The sequence below is a fragment of the Magnetospirillum sp. SS-4 genome (assembly GCF_902729425.1).
GTDB lineage: Bacteria > Pseudomonadota > Alphaproteobacteria > Rhodospirillales > Magnetospirillaceae > Phaeospirillum.
This window is the reverse complement of record NZ_CACVCH010000083.1, coordinates 1-13,311: the sequence shown is the minus strand read 5'-3', so window position 1 is coordinate 13,311 and position 13,311 is coordinate 1. Positions and strand designations below refer to the sequence as shown.

At 62.6% G+C, this 13,311-nt stretch carries 19 protein-coding genes and 2 pseudogenes; 15 read left to right on the top strand and 6 right to left on the bottom strand.

Annotation, left to right across the window (positions count from 1 at the left end):
• The 9 genes and pseudogenes from MTBSS4_RS22475 to MTBSS4_RS15715 form a co-directional block, all read left to right on the top strand.
• A pseudogene (locus tag MTBSS4_RS22475) lies at positions 1–406 on the top strand (IS5/IS1182 family transposase); the annotation flags it as partial.
• A gap of 18 nt (positions 407–424) precedes the next feature.
• Positions 425–1,420 carry an AbiV family abortive infection protein gene (locus MTBSS4_RS22470; RefSeq protein ID WP_368667798.1) on the top strand — a complete coding sequence of 332 codons (996 nt, stop codon included), beginning with the start codon at positions 425–427 and terminating at the stop codon, positions 1,418–1,420.
• 115 nt (positions 1,421–1,535) lie between these two features.
• Positions 1,536–2,312, top strand: a complete 777-nt coding sequence (locus tag MTBSS4_RS15745) for a S49 family peptidase (protein ID WP_254432597.1) — start codon at positions 1,536–1,538, stop codon at positions 2,310–2,312.
• The gene (locus MTBSS4_RS15740) at positions 2,281–2,652 is read left to right on the top strand and encodes a head decoration protein (protein WP_254432596.1); all 372 of its coding nucleotides are present in this window, start codon (positions 2,281–2,283) and stop codon (positions 2,650–2,652) included. The genes MTBSS4_RS15745 and MTBSS4_RS15740 overlap by 32 nt, the downstream gene beginning before the upstream one ends.
• 14 nt (positions 2,653–2,666) lie before the next feature.
• Positions 2,667–2,870 (top strand): annotated as a pseudogene (locus tag MTBSS4_RS22640) (major capsid protein); the annotation flags it as partial.
• 20 nt (positions 2,871–2,890) lie between these two features.
• The gene (locus tag MTBSS4_RS15730; RefSeq protein WP_173984360.1) at positions 2,891–3,151 is read left to right on the top strand and encodes a head decoration protein; all 261 of its coding nucleotides are present in this window, start codon (positions 2,891–2,893) and stop codon (positions 3,149–3,151) included.
• A 14-nt stretch (positions 3,152–3,165) separates the two neighbouring features.
• Positions 3,166–4,188 (top strand): major capsid protein, encoded by a 1,023-nt coding sequence (locus MTBSS4_RS15725; protein WP_173984355.1) that lies wholly within the window; start codon positions 3,166–3,168, stop codon positions 4,186–4,188.
• Positions 4,188–4,484 (top strand): hypothetical protein, encoded by a 297-nt coding sequence (locus tag MTBSS4_RS15720; protein WP_173984354.1) that lies wholly within the window; start codon positions 4,188–4,190, stop codon positions 4,482–4,484. Before MTBSS4_RS15725 ends, MTBSS4_RS15720 begins: the two co-directional genes overlap by 1 nt.
• Positions 4,481–5,119 (top strand): DUF6441 family protein, encoded by a 639-nt coding sequence (locus MTBSS4_RS15715; protein ID WP_173984353.1) that lies wholly within the window; start codon positions 4,481–4,483, stop codon positions 5,117–5,119. Before MTBSS4_RS15720 ends, MTBSS4_RS15715 begins: the two co-directional genes overlap by 4 nt.
• A gap of 6 nt (positions 5,120–5,125) precedes the next feature.
• Here the strand turns inward: MTBSS4_RS15715 and MTBSS4_RS15710 are convergent, their stop codons facing one another.
• Both MTBSS4_RS15710 and MTBSS4_RS15705 read right to left on the bottom strand, forming a co-directional pair.
• Complete coding sequence (locus MTBSS4_RS15710; protein ID WP_173984352.1) at positions 5,126–5,398, bottom strand: type II toxin-antitoxin system YafQ family toxin; 273 nt, start codon at positions 5,396–5,398, stop codon at positions 5,126–5,128.
• Entirely contained in the window at positions 5,395–5,652 is a 258-nt protein-coding gene (locus tag MTBSS4_RS15705) for a type II toxin-antitoxin system RelB/DinJ family antitoxin (RefSeq protein ID WP_173984351.1), read from the bottom strand. Before MTBSS4_RS15705 ends, MTBSS4_RS15710 begins: the two co-directional genes overlap by 4 nt.
• Before the next feature lie 52 nt (positions 5,653–5,704).
• Here MTBSS4_RS15705 and MTBSS4_RS15700 point away from each other — a divergent pair, with 52 nt between their 5' ends.
• The 4 genes from MTBSS4_RS15700 to MTBSS4_RS15685 are packed head-to-tail and all read left to right on the top strand — an operon-like array spanning position 5,705 to position 7,983.
• Complete coding sequence (locus MTBSS4_RS15700) at positions 5,705–6,133, top strand: acyl-CoA transferase (RefSeq protein ID WP_173984350.1); 429 nt, start codon at positions 5,705–5,707, stop codon at positions 6,131–6,133.
• 28 nt (positions 6,134–6,161) lie between these two features.
• On the top strand, positions 6,162–7,121 hold the full coding sequence (locus MTBSS4_RS15695) for a phage tail tube protein (protein WP_173984349.1): 960 nt from the start codon (positions 6,162–6,164) through the stop codon (positions 7,119–7,121).
• Positions 7,122–7,123: 2 nt separating this feature from the next.
• Positions 7,124–7,516, top strand: a complete 393-nt coding sequence (locus MTBSS4_RS15690; RefSeq protein WP_254432594.1) for a hypothetical protein — start codon at positions 7,124–7,126, stop codon at positions 7,514–7,516.
• The gene (locus MTBSS4_RS15685) at positions 7,513–7,983 is read left to right on the top strand and encodes a hypothetical protein (protein ID WP_254432593.1); all 471 of its coding nucleotides are present in this window, start codon (positions 7,513–7,515) and stop codon (positions 7,981–7,983) included. The genes MTBSS4_RS15690 and MTBSS4_RS15685 overlap by 4 nt, the downstream gene beginning before the upstream one ends.
• Positions 7,984–8,189: 206 nt before the next feature.
• Here MTBSS4_RS15685 and MTBSS4_RS15680 read toward each other — a convergent pair whose 3' ends face one another.
• The 4 genes from MTBSS4_RS15680 to MTBSS4_RS22635 all read right to left on the bottom strand — a co-directional run bounded on the left by MTBSS4_RS15680 (position 8,190) and on the right by MTBSS4_RS22635 (position 10,462).
• Complete coding sequence (locus MTBSS4_RS15680; RefSeq protein WP_173984348.1) at positions 8,190–9,089, bottom strand: plasmid partitioning protein RepB C-terminal domain-containing protein; 900 nt, start codon at positions 9,087–9,089, stop codon at positions 8,190–8,192.
• Between the two features lie 2 nt (positions 9,090–9,091).
• A complete protein-coding gene (locus tag MTBSS4_RS15675) occupies positions 9,092–9,982 on the bottom strand; it encodes a plasmid partitioning protein RepB C-terminal domain-containing protein (protein ID WP_368667796.1) in 891 nt (296 codons plus the stop codon).
• Positions 9,979–10,173 carry a hypothetical protein gene (locus tag MTBSS4_RS15670; RefSeq protein WP_173984347.1) on the bottom strand — a complete coding sequence of 65 codons (195 nt, stop codon included), beginning with the start codon at positions 10,171–10,173 and terminating at the stop codon, positions 9,979–9,981. The genes MTBSS4_RS15675 and MTBSS4_RS15670 overlap by 4 nt, the downstream gene beginning before the upstream one ends.
• A gap of 166 nt (positions 10,174–10,339) precedes the next feature.
• Entirely contained in the window at positions 10,340–10,462 is a 123-nt protein-coding gene (locus MTBSS4_RS22635; protein ID WP_256367418.1) for a hypothetical protein, read from the bottom strand.
• 307 nt (positions 10,463–10,769) lie between these two features.
• Between MTBSS4_RS22635 and MTBSS4_RS15665 the strand changes: the two genes are divergently transcribed.
• Together MTBSS4_RS15665 and MTBSS4_RS15660 are read left to right on the top strand one after the other, a co-directional pair.
• The gene (locus MTBSS4_RS15665; protein WP_305792033.1) at positions 10,770–11,138 is read left to right on the top strand and encodes an ATP-binding protein; all 369 of its coding nucleotides are present in this window, start codon (positions 10,770–10,772) and stop codon (positions 11,136–11,138) included.
• A gap of 217 nt (positions 11,139–11,355) precedes the next feature.
• Positions 11,356–13,278, top strand: coding sequence for a response regulator (locus tag MTBSS4_RS15660; protein WP_173984346.1), 1,923 nt, complete (start codon positions 11,356–11,358; stop codon positions 13,276–13,278).
• The last annotated feature ends 33 nt before the right edge of the window (positions 13,279–13,311 follow it).

Genomic DNA, 13,311 nt, shown 5'->3' with positions numbered 1-13,311 from the left:
TGTCCGCGATACCGATGGTGAGAAGGCCGCGATCAAGGCCGGAACCATTCCCGACGCCTGGAAGGACAAGCCAGCGAAATTGCGGCAAAAGGACCGCGATGCGCGGTGGACGGTGAAGTATTCCAAGGCCAAGCCCCGTGAGGATGGCCAGCCGCAAGTGAATCTGGCCGTCCCATCCTTCGGCTACAAGAACCACGTTTCGGCGGATCGGGCGCATGGGCTGATCCGCAAATGGCTGGTGACGGATGCGGCAGCCCATGATGGCGCCCGGTTGCCCGATCTACTCGACAAGACCAATACGGCGAGCGGCGTCTGGGCCGACACGGCCTATCGCTCGGAAAAGAACGAGACGTTTATGGCGAAGAACGGCTTCGTCTCGCAGGTCCATCGCAAGAAGCCCAAGGGCAATGCTCAGGAGCAGGACATGCCGAACGATGCCGCGCCAACCGAATATGGAATCACCCTTCCAGCGGAACTGGCTGAAAAACTTGAGCATATCGCACGATCTCGATCGGAATTGGATGGCTCCGTGACAGGCGAAGATATCATCCAGGAAGCACTCTCCGACTATCTCGCCCGATCTGAGCGGGAATCCGGCGTTGGCAAGGATGGCAAACCCAAAAGACCGGTTGAGCTGTTTCAGTGCCTCTTTGCAGGGAATACGGACGTGGCGCTCAAACTCCTATCGGAGGGGATTATCGCCATGCTCGATAACGCAGAGGGACTGATCGACGACGCAACACTTCTTGCCGACGCGAAGCGATACGACCGTGCAGACTTCCTGGTCGCGACAGCCACGGAAGAAATGGGAAAAGCATACATCTTATTGGATATGTGCCGCGTTGACCTCGCCCGCCACCAGCATGTTTTGCGGCACCTGTGCAGCTCATTCTATAGCCACGTACTCAAGCACGTCTATTTTGACCTGTCGGCAAATGATTACGCTGGAATCTGGGAGATGCCGCAGGTTCAGCAATATTTCCGCATTCAGGCCAAGGAATGGTGGCCCGGCGATCTGGAAAGCGGCGAGCCGGACATGCCCCACGACACCTTCTTCCTGCGAGACGCCAACCTTTACGTCGATATCAACACGTATGATGGCGAATGGAGTGGACCAAGCAAGGCGTCAAAGGCGCTGAAATTCGAGGATGCCGTTTTTCGTTCCCCAATCGGCAAAGTACGGGAAAATCTCTGTCATTTCCGCGCGGCTCAAGAGGCGGGATTGCTCCAGCCGGAAGCACTCCGCCTCTTTAACAACGCCATGAAGCGGCTCCTGGTCAGCGAAAATACAACGGTAGATCAGCTTCGCGCCACCTACTCGGCAGCGGGCGCAGATATTCAGTCCAAACTCGGGATATCGCTGGAAATCTTCAGGGGCTCCGTACTCCATATCTGGCCGTTGTACTGGGTCAGGCGCTAACCGCGACACCTCTCCAAAATTTCTGATCGTTTTCGCCGGTCGCGATATCGGGTGCGCCCGTTCGCGCATGCTGGCCGTTGACCATTCTCTTCACGAAGAGCCTGAAAGCTGATCCATGCACGATCTGCCCCATCTTGCGGCCCGTCTGTACGGGACGCCGCTGCTGCTCGCCCGCAGCAAACTGGATGTGATCCTGGGGGCCCTGGCTCCGCGACTGGCCGGACAGGGTACCTTCCTGGATGCGGATGCGCCTCTCTCCGCCGAAATGGCGGTGACGCCCGACGGTATCGCCATCGTGCCGGTGATCGGCACCCTGGTGGCCCGCTCCGGCTATCTGGGTACCGCCAGCGGCCTCACCGCCTATTCCGACATCGCCGAATCCATCGAGGCGGCGGCCACCGATCCCGGTGTCCGGGCCATTCTGCTGGACGTGGATTCCTCCGGTGGCGAGGTCGGCGGCTTGTTCGATCTGGTCGACCACATCCAGGCCATCCGCGCCCAGTGCGGCAAGCCCATCTGGGCGGTGGCCGATGAAGCGGCCTTGTCTGCGGCCTATGCCGTCGCCTGCACCGCCGACCGAATCTACGTCACCCAGACCGGTGAAATCGGCTCGGTCGGCGTGGTCGCCATCCATGTGGACGAATCCGCTGCCGACGCCCAGGCCGGGCGAGCCTGGAGCTTCATCCATGCCGGGGCGGCGAAGGTGGATGGCAATCCCCATCAGCCGCTGTCGGACACCGCCCGCGCCACCCTGCAGGCCGACGTTGATGCCCTGTACGAAAAATTCACCGCCCTGGTGGCCGAGCGGCGGCGGCTATCGCCCGACGCCGTTCGGGCGACCGAGGCTGCGGTCTATCGCGGTGACCACCCTGGGCGATCTGCTGAAGTTTGAACTGAACGCCAGCTACACCCGCGAGACCGTCACCCTGAAGGCGGGGACCAGTTATCCCCTGGGTTCCGTGCTGGGCCGCATCACCGCCAGCGGCGAATTCCGTCTGTCCTCCGCCGCCGAGGTGGTCGGTGACGAAGGCGCCGAGGTGGCCATCGCCGTCCTTCTGGAAGTGGTGGATGCCATGGATGCCGCCGTCACCGGCCTGGTCGCCGCTCGTGGCCCGGTCATTGTGGCCGATGCCGCTCTGGCGTTTGACGCCTCCATCGATCAGCCCGCTGAACGCACCGCCAAGATCACCCAGCTCTCCGCACTGGGTCTGGTTGCCCGCACCACCGTCTGATCGGAGTCCCTTTCATGGTCGAGATTCTCAATCCCTTCGACGCGGGCGGCTATTCGCTTGCCGAGATGACCCAGGCCATCAACATCCTGCCCAACCTCTACACGCGGCTGGGCCAGATGGGGCTGTTCCGCTTCGAGGGCGTCACTCAGCGCAGTGTCATCATCGAGCAGGCCGAGGGTGTCCTCAACCTGCTGCCCACCGTGCCCCTGGGCGGTCCGGCCACCGTCGCCNGGGCCGCATCACCGCCAGCGGCGAATTCCGTCTGTCCTCCGCCGCCGAGGTGGTCGGTGACGAAGGCGCCGAGGTGGCCATCGCCGTCCTTCTGGAAGTGGTGGATGCCATGGATGCCGCCGTCACCGGCCTGGTCGCCGCTCGTGGCCCGGTCATTGTGGCCGATGCCGCTCTGGCGTTTGACGCCTCCATCGATCAGCCCGCTGAACGCACCGCCAAGATCACCCAGCTCTCCGCACTGGGTCTGGTTGCCCGCACCACCGTCTGATCGGAGTCCCTTTCATGGTCGAGATTCTCAATCCCTTCGACGCGGGCGGCTATTCGCTTGCCGAGATGACCCAGGCCATCAACATCCTGCCCAACCTCTACACGCGGCTGGGCCAGATGGGGCTGTTCCGCTTCGAGGGCGTCACTCAGCGCAGTGTCATCATCGAGCAGGCCGAGGGTGTCCTCAACCTGCTGCCCACCGTGCCCCTGGGCGGTCCGGCCACCGTCGCCAATCGCGATGCCCGGAGCATGCGGTCGTTCACCGTGCCGTGGATCCCCCACGATGATTCCATCACGCCGCAGGACGTCCAGGGCGTGCGCGGCTTCGGCGTCGCCGATGCCGCCGATCCCCTGGCCACCGTCATGGAACGCAAGCTGACCCGCATGCGCTCGAAGCACGCCCAGACGCGGGAATTCATGGAGGTCAATGCCCTGCGCGGCATCATCCGTGACGGCTCCGGTTCCACCCTCTACGACTACTTCAGCGAATTCGGCCTCGCCCGCCAGCAGGTGGATTTCGCCCTCGGCACCGCCACCACCAACGTCCAGGCCAAGATCCGCGACGTGTTGCGCAAGGTGGAGACCGAGTTGAAGGGCGAGACCATGACCAGCGTGCTGGCCCTGGTCAGCCCGGAATTCTTCGACAAGCTTATCGGCCATGCCAAGGTCGAGCAGGCTTACCAGTATTTCTCCTCCACCGGCGCCCAGCCGCTGCGGGAAGACGTCCGCCGCCGTTTTCCCTTCGCCGGCATGGTGTTCGAGGAATACAGCGCCACCGTCACCCTCTCCACCGGCCAGACCGAAACTCTGATCCCGGCGGGCGAAGGCATCGCCTTCCCGCTCGGCACCATGGACACCTTCGTAACCTATGGCGCCCCGGCCAACCTGATCGAGACGGTCAACACCCTGGGCGTGCCCATGTACGCCCGCCAGCTTGCCCGCATGGACGGCAGCGCCATTGACGTCAAGACCGAGGCGTCCATCCTGCCGGTCAACAAGCGCCCGCGTCTGGCGGTGCGCCTGTTCTCGGGCAACTGATGAGCGCCTTCACCGACGCCTTCGACGACCTGTTCGGCGACCCGAACATGGGCGTCACCGTCAGCTATCAGGGCCGCCCCGTGCGTGCCCTGGTACGGCGGCCCGACCGCGATATCGAATTTGCTGACATCACCGTGCAGACCAGCACGGCTTTGTTCGAGATCCGGCGGCTGGAGGTCCCGGCTCCCCAGGCGGGGGATGTGATCGTCCATGATGGCGACAGCTTCGTCGTCCAGGGCGAACCCCGTCTGGATGCCGAGCGGCTGGTTTGGACAATCGACGTGAGACCGGCATGAAACTGGCCGCGGCCATATCCGGCGATCTGCGCAAGATCATGGCCGAGGAGATCAAGGACGCCGAGGATGCGGTCACCGCCGGCGTGCGCCAGGCCGCCGACGGGCTGAAGGCCGACCTCCGCCGCCAGGTCACCGAGGCGGGCATGGGCCAGCGCCTCGCCAATACCTGGCGGGCCGAGTTGTATCCCAAGAGCCAAAAGAGCATCAAGGCGGCGGGCTTCGTCTTCACCAGGGCACCGACCATTATCCGGGCTTTCGATCAGGGCGCGGTGATCAAGTCCAAGCATGGCTTCTGGTTGGCGATCCCCACCGATGCGGCGGGCAAAGGTCCCCGCGGCAAGCGCATGACGCCCGGCTTGTGGGAACAGATGCACGGCAGCCGGTTGCGCTTCATCTACCGCCGGGGTGCGCCCTCGCTGCTGGTGGCCGAGAACATGCGGGCCCGCACCGGCAAACGGGGCGGCTTCGCCAAGGGCAGCGCCTCGGCGCTCCGCTCCGGGCGCGGGATGACCAGTGTGGTGATGTTCATCCTGGTGCCGCAGGTGAGCTTGAAGAAGCGCCTCGACGTGGACGGCGTCGCCGAGCGGTGGGCTTCGGCGCTGCCGGAGCTGATCGTCAGGAATTGGCGGGAATAGACCCAATCAGCCGAACAGGTCGGAATGGGTGCCGGAAGCCGCCAGCACCAGTTCCTCCTCGGTTTCGTACCAGATCAGCAGCCAGTCCGGTTCGATATGGCATTCCCAGCAGGGGCTCCAATTACTGGACAGCCGGTGGGGACGGTGACGGATGGCCAGCGGCTCGCTGTTTACCAGGCACTCGACCACGGCCCAGAGCTTGTCGAGATTCTTGCCTCGTTTGGTCGCCGTCTTGAGATCTCGCTCAAACTGCTTCGTGGTGCGGAGCGTCCGGCTCAACGGTGGGCAGCCTTCAGCGCCTCAAGGCTCGACCAGTCGGTCAGGTTCTCGCCCTCCATGGCATCACGCAATGCCGACTGCGTAGCCTCGTTGGGCAGGCGGACAGGAAACGGCAACCCGTGGTGCAGCGTCACCTGCCGATAGAACAGCGTGATGGCCTCGGTCGGAGTCAGGCCGAGGGCGCCGAAAACGGCCTCGGCCTGGGCCTTCAGGTCGGGTTCGACGCGGGCACGGATCGATTCGGTCTTGGACATGACGGGGCTCCTTGGCTGCCTCTATTATGTGCCTCAATCGGGGAACATTTCAATGCCCAGTATCCGCGAACAGATTCTTGCGGCCCTGCTGGCGCGGCTGGAAACGGTGCCCGGCGCCACGGTCAAACGGGAAGTGCCGCTGCCCGAAACGGTCCCCTCCGGTGGATTGATCATCCTGCGCGACGGCGATCCCGGCGACCCCGAGGTGGTGCTGTCGCCGGTCACCTATCTCTGGGAGCACCAGACCGAAATCGAGGTGATCCTTCAGCGTGGCCAGGATGACGACAGCGTCGCCCTGGACGTCTTGCTGATGGCGGTGGGAATCGCCCTGGCTGCCGACCGCTCCCTCGGTGGCTTGGCGGAATGGCTGGATTGGGGCGCCCCCAAGACCTCCGGTCTCGCCATCGACGGAGCTGCCGCTCTGCGCGGCGCCATGGTGCCGGTCACCATCCATTACGGCTCCAGCGGCCCGTTGGGCTGAGCTACACCTTAATATATGGGAGTTCCCCATGGCAAAGACTCGGGCCTATGGCGCCGATTGCATCCTGCTGGCCGCCTTCGAGACGGTTTACGGCACCCTGCCTGCTGACGGTTATGGGCGGCTGTCGTTCAAGGACTCCAGCCTGGGGGCCGAGCGCCCTCTCGGCTACGACCCGCTGCTGGGCCAGGGCCGCGACGCCCAGGACCCGTTCTATGAGGCGGTCAAGGACGAAGGCGATATCGGCGTGCCGCTGGATGTGCGGGCGCTCGGCTTCTGGCTGAAGGGTCTATTCGGCGCGCCCGCCACCGCCGATAACGGTGACGGCAGTTTCGACCATGTCTTCACCTCGGGCGGCACGCTGCCCAGCCTCGCCATCGAGATCGGCCACGCCCAACTGGCGGTGCCGAAATTCTTCCGCCATGGCGGGGCCAAACTGGACAAACTGTCCTTCGACATGGCCCGCTCCGGTGCCGCCAACGCCAGCATCGCCGTCATCGCCCAGGGCGAGGCCGAAGCGGCCATCACCATCGATGCCGGCCCGACCACCTTTGCCCTGAAACGGTTCAGCCAGGGCAGCGGCACCATCCGGGTCGGCGGCGGCCAGTTGGCCAACGTAATGGGCGGCAAGCTCTCCTTCTCCAACAATCTGGAGCGGGTCGAGACCATCCGCGCCGACGGCCTGATCGATGGTGTCGACGAGACCGAGGCCACTGCGGAAGGCTCGGTGGACATCCGGTTCGGCACCGACACCACGTTGACTGCCGCCATCGCCGCCGAGAGCCCGGTGGAAATGGAATACGGCTTCACCATCCCCGGCTCGGCCTTCGCCCTGACCTTCCATCTGCCCCGCGTCTTCCTGCCGAAGAAGAAGCAGGAGATCAAAGGCCCCGGCGGCATCCAGGCCAGCTATGACTGGCGGGCCGCCCGCGATCCGGTGGCTGGGTATCTGCTGCGCGTCACCCTGGTCAACGACGTGGCGGGGTATTGATCATGATCCGTCTGTCCCTGCCCAAGGAGCCGTACTGGCTCGATCTGCCCCACGGGGTAAAGGTGTTCGTGCGCCCGCTGACCACGGCGGTGTACGAGGCCGCCCGTGCCCGAGGCTGGCGCATGGCGCGTGCCATCGCCGCCGAGCATGCCGATCTGAAAGCCGCCGGGGCCGACATCACCGGTCTGCCGGATCTGTCCGACGAGGACGCCCTGGCCGGGCTGTCGCAGATGCTGTTCGCCCAAGGTCTGGCCCGTTCCGCCATCACCAAATGGGAGGGCGTGCTGGATGAGGCCGATCAACCGGCGGAGGTTACCGACACCGCCATCGCCGAGTTGATGCAGTTGCCCCGCATGGCGGAAGCCTGTTCGGCGACGATGCCGAGAAGGCGGTGAGCAAGCTGGCCGATACCGTGCGTGCAGTCACCGGCACCGACGATCCCGACAAGGCCCGCGAGGCGCTAACCGATCCCACTCTGGTGCTCCAACTGCGCTCCCAGGCCCAAGCTTTCGCCCACGAGGAGCGCATGCAGCAGATGACCGGGGCCATCACCACGCTGACAGCCACCCTGGCCGACCGCCAGGACGCCCGTGCCCGCGATGCCGAGTTCATCAAGTCCGGGCGCAGCAACACCCGCGCCAACGTCCTGCTGATCACCGCCGGACTCGGCATCGTTGGCGGCATCGGCTTCATGGTGTTCGGCCATGTGGACGGCAACACCGCCGTCGGTGGCTGCATCATCTCGGTGGTGACGCTGCTGGCGGGCAAGTTCGCCACCGCCTTCGACTTCGAATTCGGTGGATCGGCGGATTCCGAGCAGACCCGCACTCTGCTGGCGCAGGCGCCGCCAATCGGCAAATAGAACAGATCAGATTTCGCATCGACGCGGCCGACCGGGGGGGGGAACCCTGGTCGGCCGCCGTTCGTGTTTATGGCCTGCGATGAGGCAGGCCCGTGGCGGGCTCCGGCGGGTTCGCCGCCATTCCCACCCCATGATCGATCCGCCCCTCGCGACGGCGTCTCCCATGGTCCCCGCGCTTGAAGGGTCCGGGTCCCCGCAATTGGTGGTCAGCCCATTGCCTTGTTGGTGCTGGCGATCTTTTGGAATTCGGTCAGGAGTTCAATGTAGTGCTGGCCCAGGTACCGGGTGACACGGGCGTTGCCGAGTAGGCGATCCAGAAAGCCGGTTATGACGACAAGATCCAAGTGATCCGTGCCGTAGGACTGCTCGATGAGGCGAAACTCTCGGTCAAGTTTCGCCGACTCCTCCTCCATCAGGGTGATCTGGTCGTCGGTCAGGCCGTTTATGCGTTTCCGTCTGCTCCGGTCGATCAATTGGGATGGAGAGGTGGCGCCAACCAGGGATTTGGCATAGGTGATGGAGTACTTGTTCATGGCGACCATGAGTTGGGCCGCCTCGATCTGCCTGATCGGGCGCATCTTCTTCAGTTCGTCGAAGGTGTTGACCGGGACATGCTTGTCCTGGAGCATTTCGACCACTTCTGGGCAAATTCCTTCAAGAAGAGCCCGCTTACGGCGGATGTAATCGACATTGACATTCAGTGCGCTGGCAATCCGTTCTTCGGGGACGCCATCCTTGATGGCCATCAGGATCATCTTGTGTTCCTGGACGATGGCGATCCGGTTTATCCGCTTATTGTAGGTAAAGGCTTCATCATCGGTGGCAATCAGGCAGGCGGCTGCCATTTCCCCCATTTCCTTCAGGATTTCGATCCGTAGATGCCCATCAAGCAGCAAGTATTTTCCGGGGTCGGATCGATCTCGGGCAACAACGGGAGGCTCGATGATTCCCACATTTCTGATCGATGCGGCGATCTGCGCGTATTTAGTGGTCTTTTTGACCGCAGCGCCGACAAGGCGGAGCGGTTGGATGTCGCTGAAGGCAATGCGCAGGCTGGTTCTTTCGAACGCCATATGCACAGGGCCGATCGGGGGCTTGCGCGCCATGATCAGGAAACTTCCATTCGCTGGACGCGGCTGGCGAGATTCCTCGGGATGGTGTCCAGGTTTTCCGCCCGGAGCAGGGTCACGAAGTTCTCGTCATGCAGCAATTGGCGGAATGCCTCGGTCATGAACAGGAGACGCGCACGGGTTGCATTGGCTCTCTTGACCAGCAATCGCTTCCGTTCCGTGTCTTCACGATATGCCCGGACCAAGGCATCGGACGATGGCGTTTCCTTGCGGGCCGGTCCGTAGTTTCTCAGCCCTTTGCCGCGGCGGGACCGATTCTCCACCAACCGCTTGGCAATCAATAATTTTCGGCCTCTCAACAGGTTCTTTTCATAAGCCTGCTGCAAGGCCTCCTGGATACCGGCGTCATCCGCTTCGGCTATTTCCACGGCGACACTAACCGGAATCTGCCCCGATTCTACTGCCCGCAACAGCCGCAACTCCCCTTTCTCCAGCAGGCGGGCAACGCTACGGACATAGTCGGCCGACAGGCCGGTCTTTTGGGCGATTTCGACATCGCTGTAACCTCGCTGCTTCATTCCCCCAATATCCTGGAGCAGGTCGACGGCTTGATGCAGTCGGCGGGCACAGTTCTCGACCAGACTCTTGACCATGCGTTCCTGGGCATCCGCCTCGACCACCAGTGCGGGGATCTCGGTTTGGCCGAGGACCAGATAGGCTTCCAGTCGCCCTTGGCCGCAGACAAGGTCATAACGGGGGCCATCCACGTCGTCGGTACGGGTGACGGTGATGGGCTTTTTCAGCCCAACCTCGGCGATACTGTCGACGATTTCCTTGAAGACCCGTTGATTGCGAACCCTGGGATTGATCACCGTGATCCGGTCGATGGGGATTATTTCGACGGTCTGGCCGGGATTTTCATCCATCATGCGACCTCCAGCAATTTGACCCGACCGGCCATGTCGAACAGCGGATCGAGGGTGTCGAAGCGGAAGGCGTCGAGCGCGATGCCGTTATATTCCCCAAGCCGGAGTCTCGGCGCACTCATGTCGCTGGCTGGCAGAATGTAGTAGTCCTGTGCCTCGCGATTTGACCTGTCCATCTGGACTGCGATCGTCACGTCTGCCCCCTATAGATTCAGACAAAAGCCATCAGGGGAATCGGCAACTTTTCATCCGGCATAACGCCACGATCGATCAGGCGATCGCAGCGTTGAACAGCCCTGGGTGTCAGGGCCTTGCAGTCAAAGACAGCATGGTTTATGGGGCAGGGCTGTTCAACGCTGATCAGATTGCCTTGTAGGCCAGGATATGATCGAGGCTGAGAGCGCCGTTCCAGAGGGCCTGTGCCACATTGGTAACGCCGTTCTTGCGCATGATGTTGAGGGCGAAGCTGCGGGCGCGGGCCATGATGCCGGGGTTGTCTCGGATGCGGCTTTTGTCCTCGTCGCAGGAGACATCGCGGACATAATGGTTGCGGTTTTCGATGCCCCAATGGCCTCGGATGGCGGCGGCCCAATCGGTCGCAGGGAAANTGGGTGCCCCCTATAGATTCAGACAAAAGCCATCAGGGGAATCGGCAACTTTTCATCCGGCATAACGCCACGATCGATCAGGCGATCGCAGCGTTGAACAGCCCTGTTCCACGAACGAAATCGTTACCCAGGTCTTGAGCAACTTTACACTGGAGTTGGAGGAAGCTGGTGCGGAAGTCATCGTGGGCGATCTGCCGCTGGTGATCGGCGACGGCGCCGGCCTCGCCAGCCTGTTCCAGAACCTGCTGGGCAACGCGCTCAAATACCGGGCACCAGATCGCAAACCCAGGATTTCGGTGACGGCGGGACGGGTCGCTCCCGACCTATGGCACTTTGCCGTGGCCGACAATGGCATCGGCATCGAACCGCAATACTTCACCAAGATATTCGAGATTTTCCAGCGTCTGACCCCTGGTTCGGAAGCGAAGGGCACCGGGATCGGCCTGACCCTGTGCCGTCGCATTGTCCAGCGCTTTGGAGGGGAAATCTGGGTTGAATCGGTGCCGGGCCAGGGCTCGACGTTCTTCTTTACACTCCGAGGCGAAATATAGCCGTCAGGGCGCTCGCCGTTCGCAGGAATATGTGATCCCATGGGACCTCTGTGGCCCCGACGTATTATCGCTACATTTTTTGAGTGAGAGATCTGTCCATACTCAGGATGCAGGGTGACTTGGCGCAGAGGTTGCGGTCAGCTGGATGGTCAAAGGTGACAATTCTAGGCTGCATGACAAGCGTGGATAATAAGTAGAAAGGGAGGGCTACGGGGGAATGAAGCCGCTTTCAGCATGCGCCAGTATCGTCGGCATAGCGGATACCGGGCTGCGCATGGTCATTCGGGAACTGCTGATTACCCTGAAATTGCGTGACATCGAATACGTCTCGGATACGGACACCTTGCTTCAGACCTTCCAGCATAAACCCGGCGTCGATCTGATCATAATGCAACACGACCTTCCCCCTGGAGGCGGATGCCTTGATGTCGCCAAATCCGTGCGTTGGGGCAAGATGTCGCCAAACCGGAACGTGCCCATCGTCACCGTCGGTCGGGACTGGACGCCACAAAAGCTCGTCGATGTCCGCGAAGCCGGCATCAATGAAGTGATTGCCATGCCGACGGCAATGCAGACCGTTCAGCGCAAGCTCACCTCGGCCTTGGATCCCGAGCGGCCCTTCGTTTCAGTTGACGATTATCGCGGCCCAAGCAGGAGACGGCGTACGACCGGGCATCAGGGGCCGTTCCGCCGCGCCGCCGACCGCATCGCCGAACAACTCCATGACGTCGAGGACAAGTCGGCACGCCGGACCGAGAAGTTGGAAAAGTTGGCGGCAGCCCGTCCCCCGGAAGAGCGTCCGCCATTATCCGCCCCCCCATCTTCCCTGCCTTCACGGCGGCCCGAGCCTGCCTTGGAGATTCCTGCGGAGGCCAAATTCCTCGCGCAGGGACGCCTTAATGATTTCGACGGCAAGTCCAAGGGCGCGCACCCGCCCCAATCACAACGGGCACCGTCTCCGCGTACTGAATATCTGGGGAGAGGCCGCCCCCCGCCAGCATCTTCCACAGCGGCCAAGCCTCCTGCCCCACCGGTGGAACACGATTCCAATTCTGCAACGGGCATATCCGCAACCAGTGAGGAAGCCGAGGTGTCGCCGCCGCCCATCCCGTCGGCTCCACTTCCCAGCAAGGGTCTTTCAAACCCGAAGGAGAGTCCATCGGCTGCCTCTAGTGGATCCGAGCCTCCACCACCGGCTGGAACGATCCCGTCACCTTGCCCGCCCGCCCCGACTTCCTGTGAGGAGGCCAAACCGACAAAAGCGCCCCCAAACGATACCGAACCGTCCGTTCGGCAGCCCCCGACGGCACCATCCGAGCCTCCGATGGCACCGGCATCGGAAGATCCGACATTGCCCCAAAAGGCGGATCCATCGCCCACGCCCCCGTTACGTCCAAGCCCAGACGACATTTCGACCGAACCCAAACGCCCTACCTCCTCGACGAATGCCGGAACAGCCAATCCGGTTGGCCAAGCCCTTGCTTCGGATACCGGCCGCGGCGATGAAGCACAGTCACCAAGCCCAGCCGCACATCAGTCGGAAGGGAACGGTATTAGCCAGTCCGCCAATTCCGCTCATGATGCTTCTATGGCGACACAATTGCCCGCAGAGACCAGTTCACCTGCATTACCTGCCGGTGTTACGCCGCCGTCGAGCTTGCCGCCCAGTGTCGCTCCGGCAACGGCTACCGCTCGGCAGGAATCTGCCGCTCCTCCACCGTCACTGGCGCCAGATCCGTTCATGCATCATGAGGCGGGGCCATCGCACGCGTCTCCCCTCGAGCCAATCCCTCCTCTCACCATGGAGGAACACGAACGGCTCGCCGCCGTCCCGGCGGATGCCGCAGGGGCACAAAACCCATTCTCTCAGTCGCAACGGGGCGGGAAGCCGCCGGTCGCGGAATTGGAACCGGCCACTCCCGCTCGGAAGGCTACAGTCCCAACGGACCCCGCCACACAGCCAGTGTCATTGTCGGGTTTGCCGCCCATTTCGGTACCAGCCCCGTCGAAGGTGGTCGGCAGTCAAACTACCGGTGGCGACACGCCGTCCAACGTCGCCGTTACCGAGGAAACGCCGACCATCCCGATGACGCAGGCCGATCTTTTCAAGATGCTGACCAGCAAGAAGAAAAAACCGTGACCCCGGAAGGCTGGCACTGTGAACGGCCCTCTT

What these genes read in the sequence shown, in the direction of transcription:
- MTBSS4_RS15700 (WP_173984350.1), top strand. Translation starts at nt 5,705, where the DNA reads ATGCCCAGTATCCGCGAACAGATTCTTGCGGCCCTGCTGGCGCGGCTG.
- MTBSS4_RS15725 (WP_173984355.1), top strand. Translation starts at nt 3,166, where the DNA reads ATGGTCGAGATTCTCAATCCCTTCGACGCGGGCGGCTATTCGCTTGCC.
- MTBSS4_RS15660 (WP_173984346.1), top strand. Translation starts at nt 11,356, where the DNA reads ATGAAGCCGCTTTCAGCATGCGCCAGTATCGTCGGCATAGCGGATACC.
- MTBSS4_RS22635 (WP_256367418.1), bottom strand. Translation starts at nt 10,462, where the DNA reads ATGGCCCGCGCCCGCAGCTTCGCCCTCAACATCATGCGCAAGAACGGC.
- MTBSS4_RS15720 (WP_173984354.1), top strand. Translation starts at nt 4,188, where the DNA reads ATGAGCGCCTTCACCGACGCCTTCGACGACCTGTTCGGCGACCCGAAC.
- MTBSS4_RS15745 (WP_254432597.1), top strand. Translation starts at nt 1,536, where the DNA reads ATGCACGATCTGCCCCATCTTGCGGCCCGTCTGTACGGGACGCCGCTG.
- MTBSS4_RS15695 (WP_173984349.1), top strand. Translation starts at nt 6,162, where the DNA reads ATGGCAAAGACTCGGGCCTATGGCGCCGATTGCATCCTGCTGGCCGCC.
- MTBSS4_RS15675 (WP_368667796.1), bottom strand. Translation starts at nt 9,982, where the DNA reads ATGATGGATGAAAATCCCGGCCAGACCGTCGAAATAATCCCCATCGAC.
- MTBSS4_RS15705 (WP_173984351.1), bottom strand. Translation starts at nt 5,652, where the DNA reads ATGTCCAAGACCGAATCGATCCGTGCCCGCGTCGAACCCGACCTGAAG.
- MTBSS4_RS15715 (WP_173984353.1), top strand. Translation starts at nt 4,481, where the DNA reads ATGAAACTGGCCGCGGCCATATCCGGCGATCTGCGCAAGATCATGGCC.
- MTBSS4_RS15690 (WP_254432594.1), top strand. Translation starts at nt 7,124, where the DNA reads ATGATCCGTCTGTCCCTGCCCAAGGAGCCGTACTGGCTCGATCTGCCC.
- MTBSS4_RS15680 (WP_173984348.1), bottom strand. Translation starts at nt 9,089, where the DNA reads ATGGCGCGCAAGCCCCCGATCGGCCCTGTGCATATGGCGTTCGAAAGA.
- MTBSS4_RS22470 (WP_368667798.1), top strand. Translation starts at nt 425, where the DNA reads ATGCCGAACGATGCCGCGCCAACCGAATATGGAATCACCCTTCCAGCG.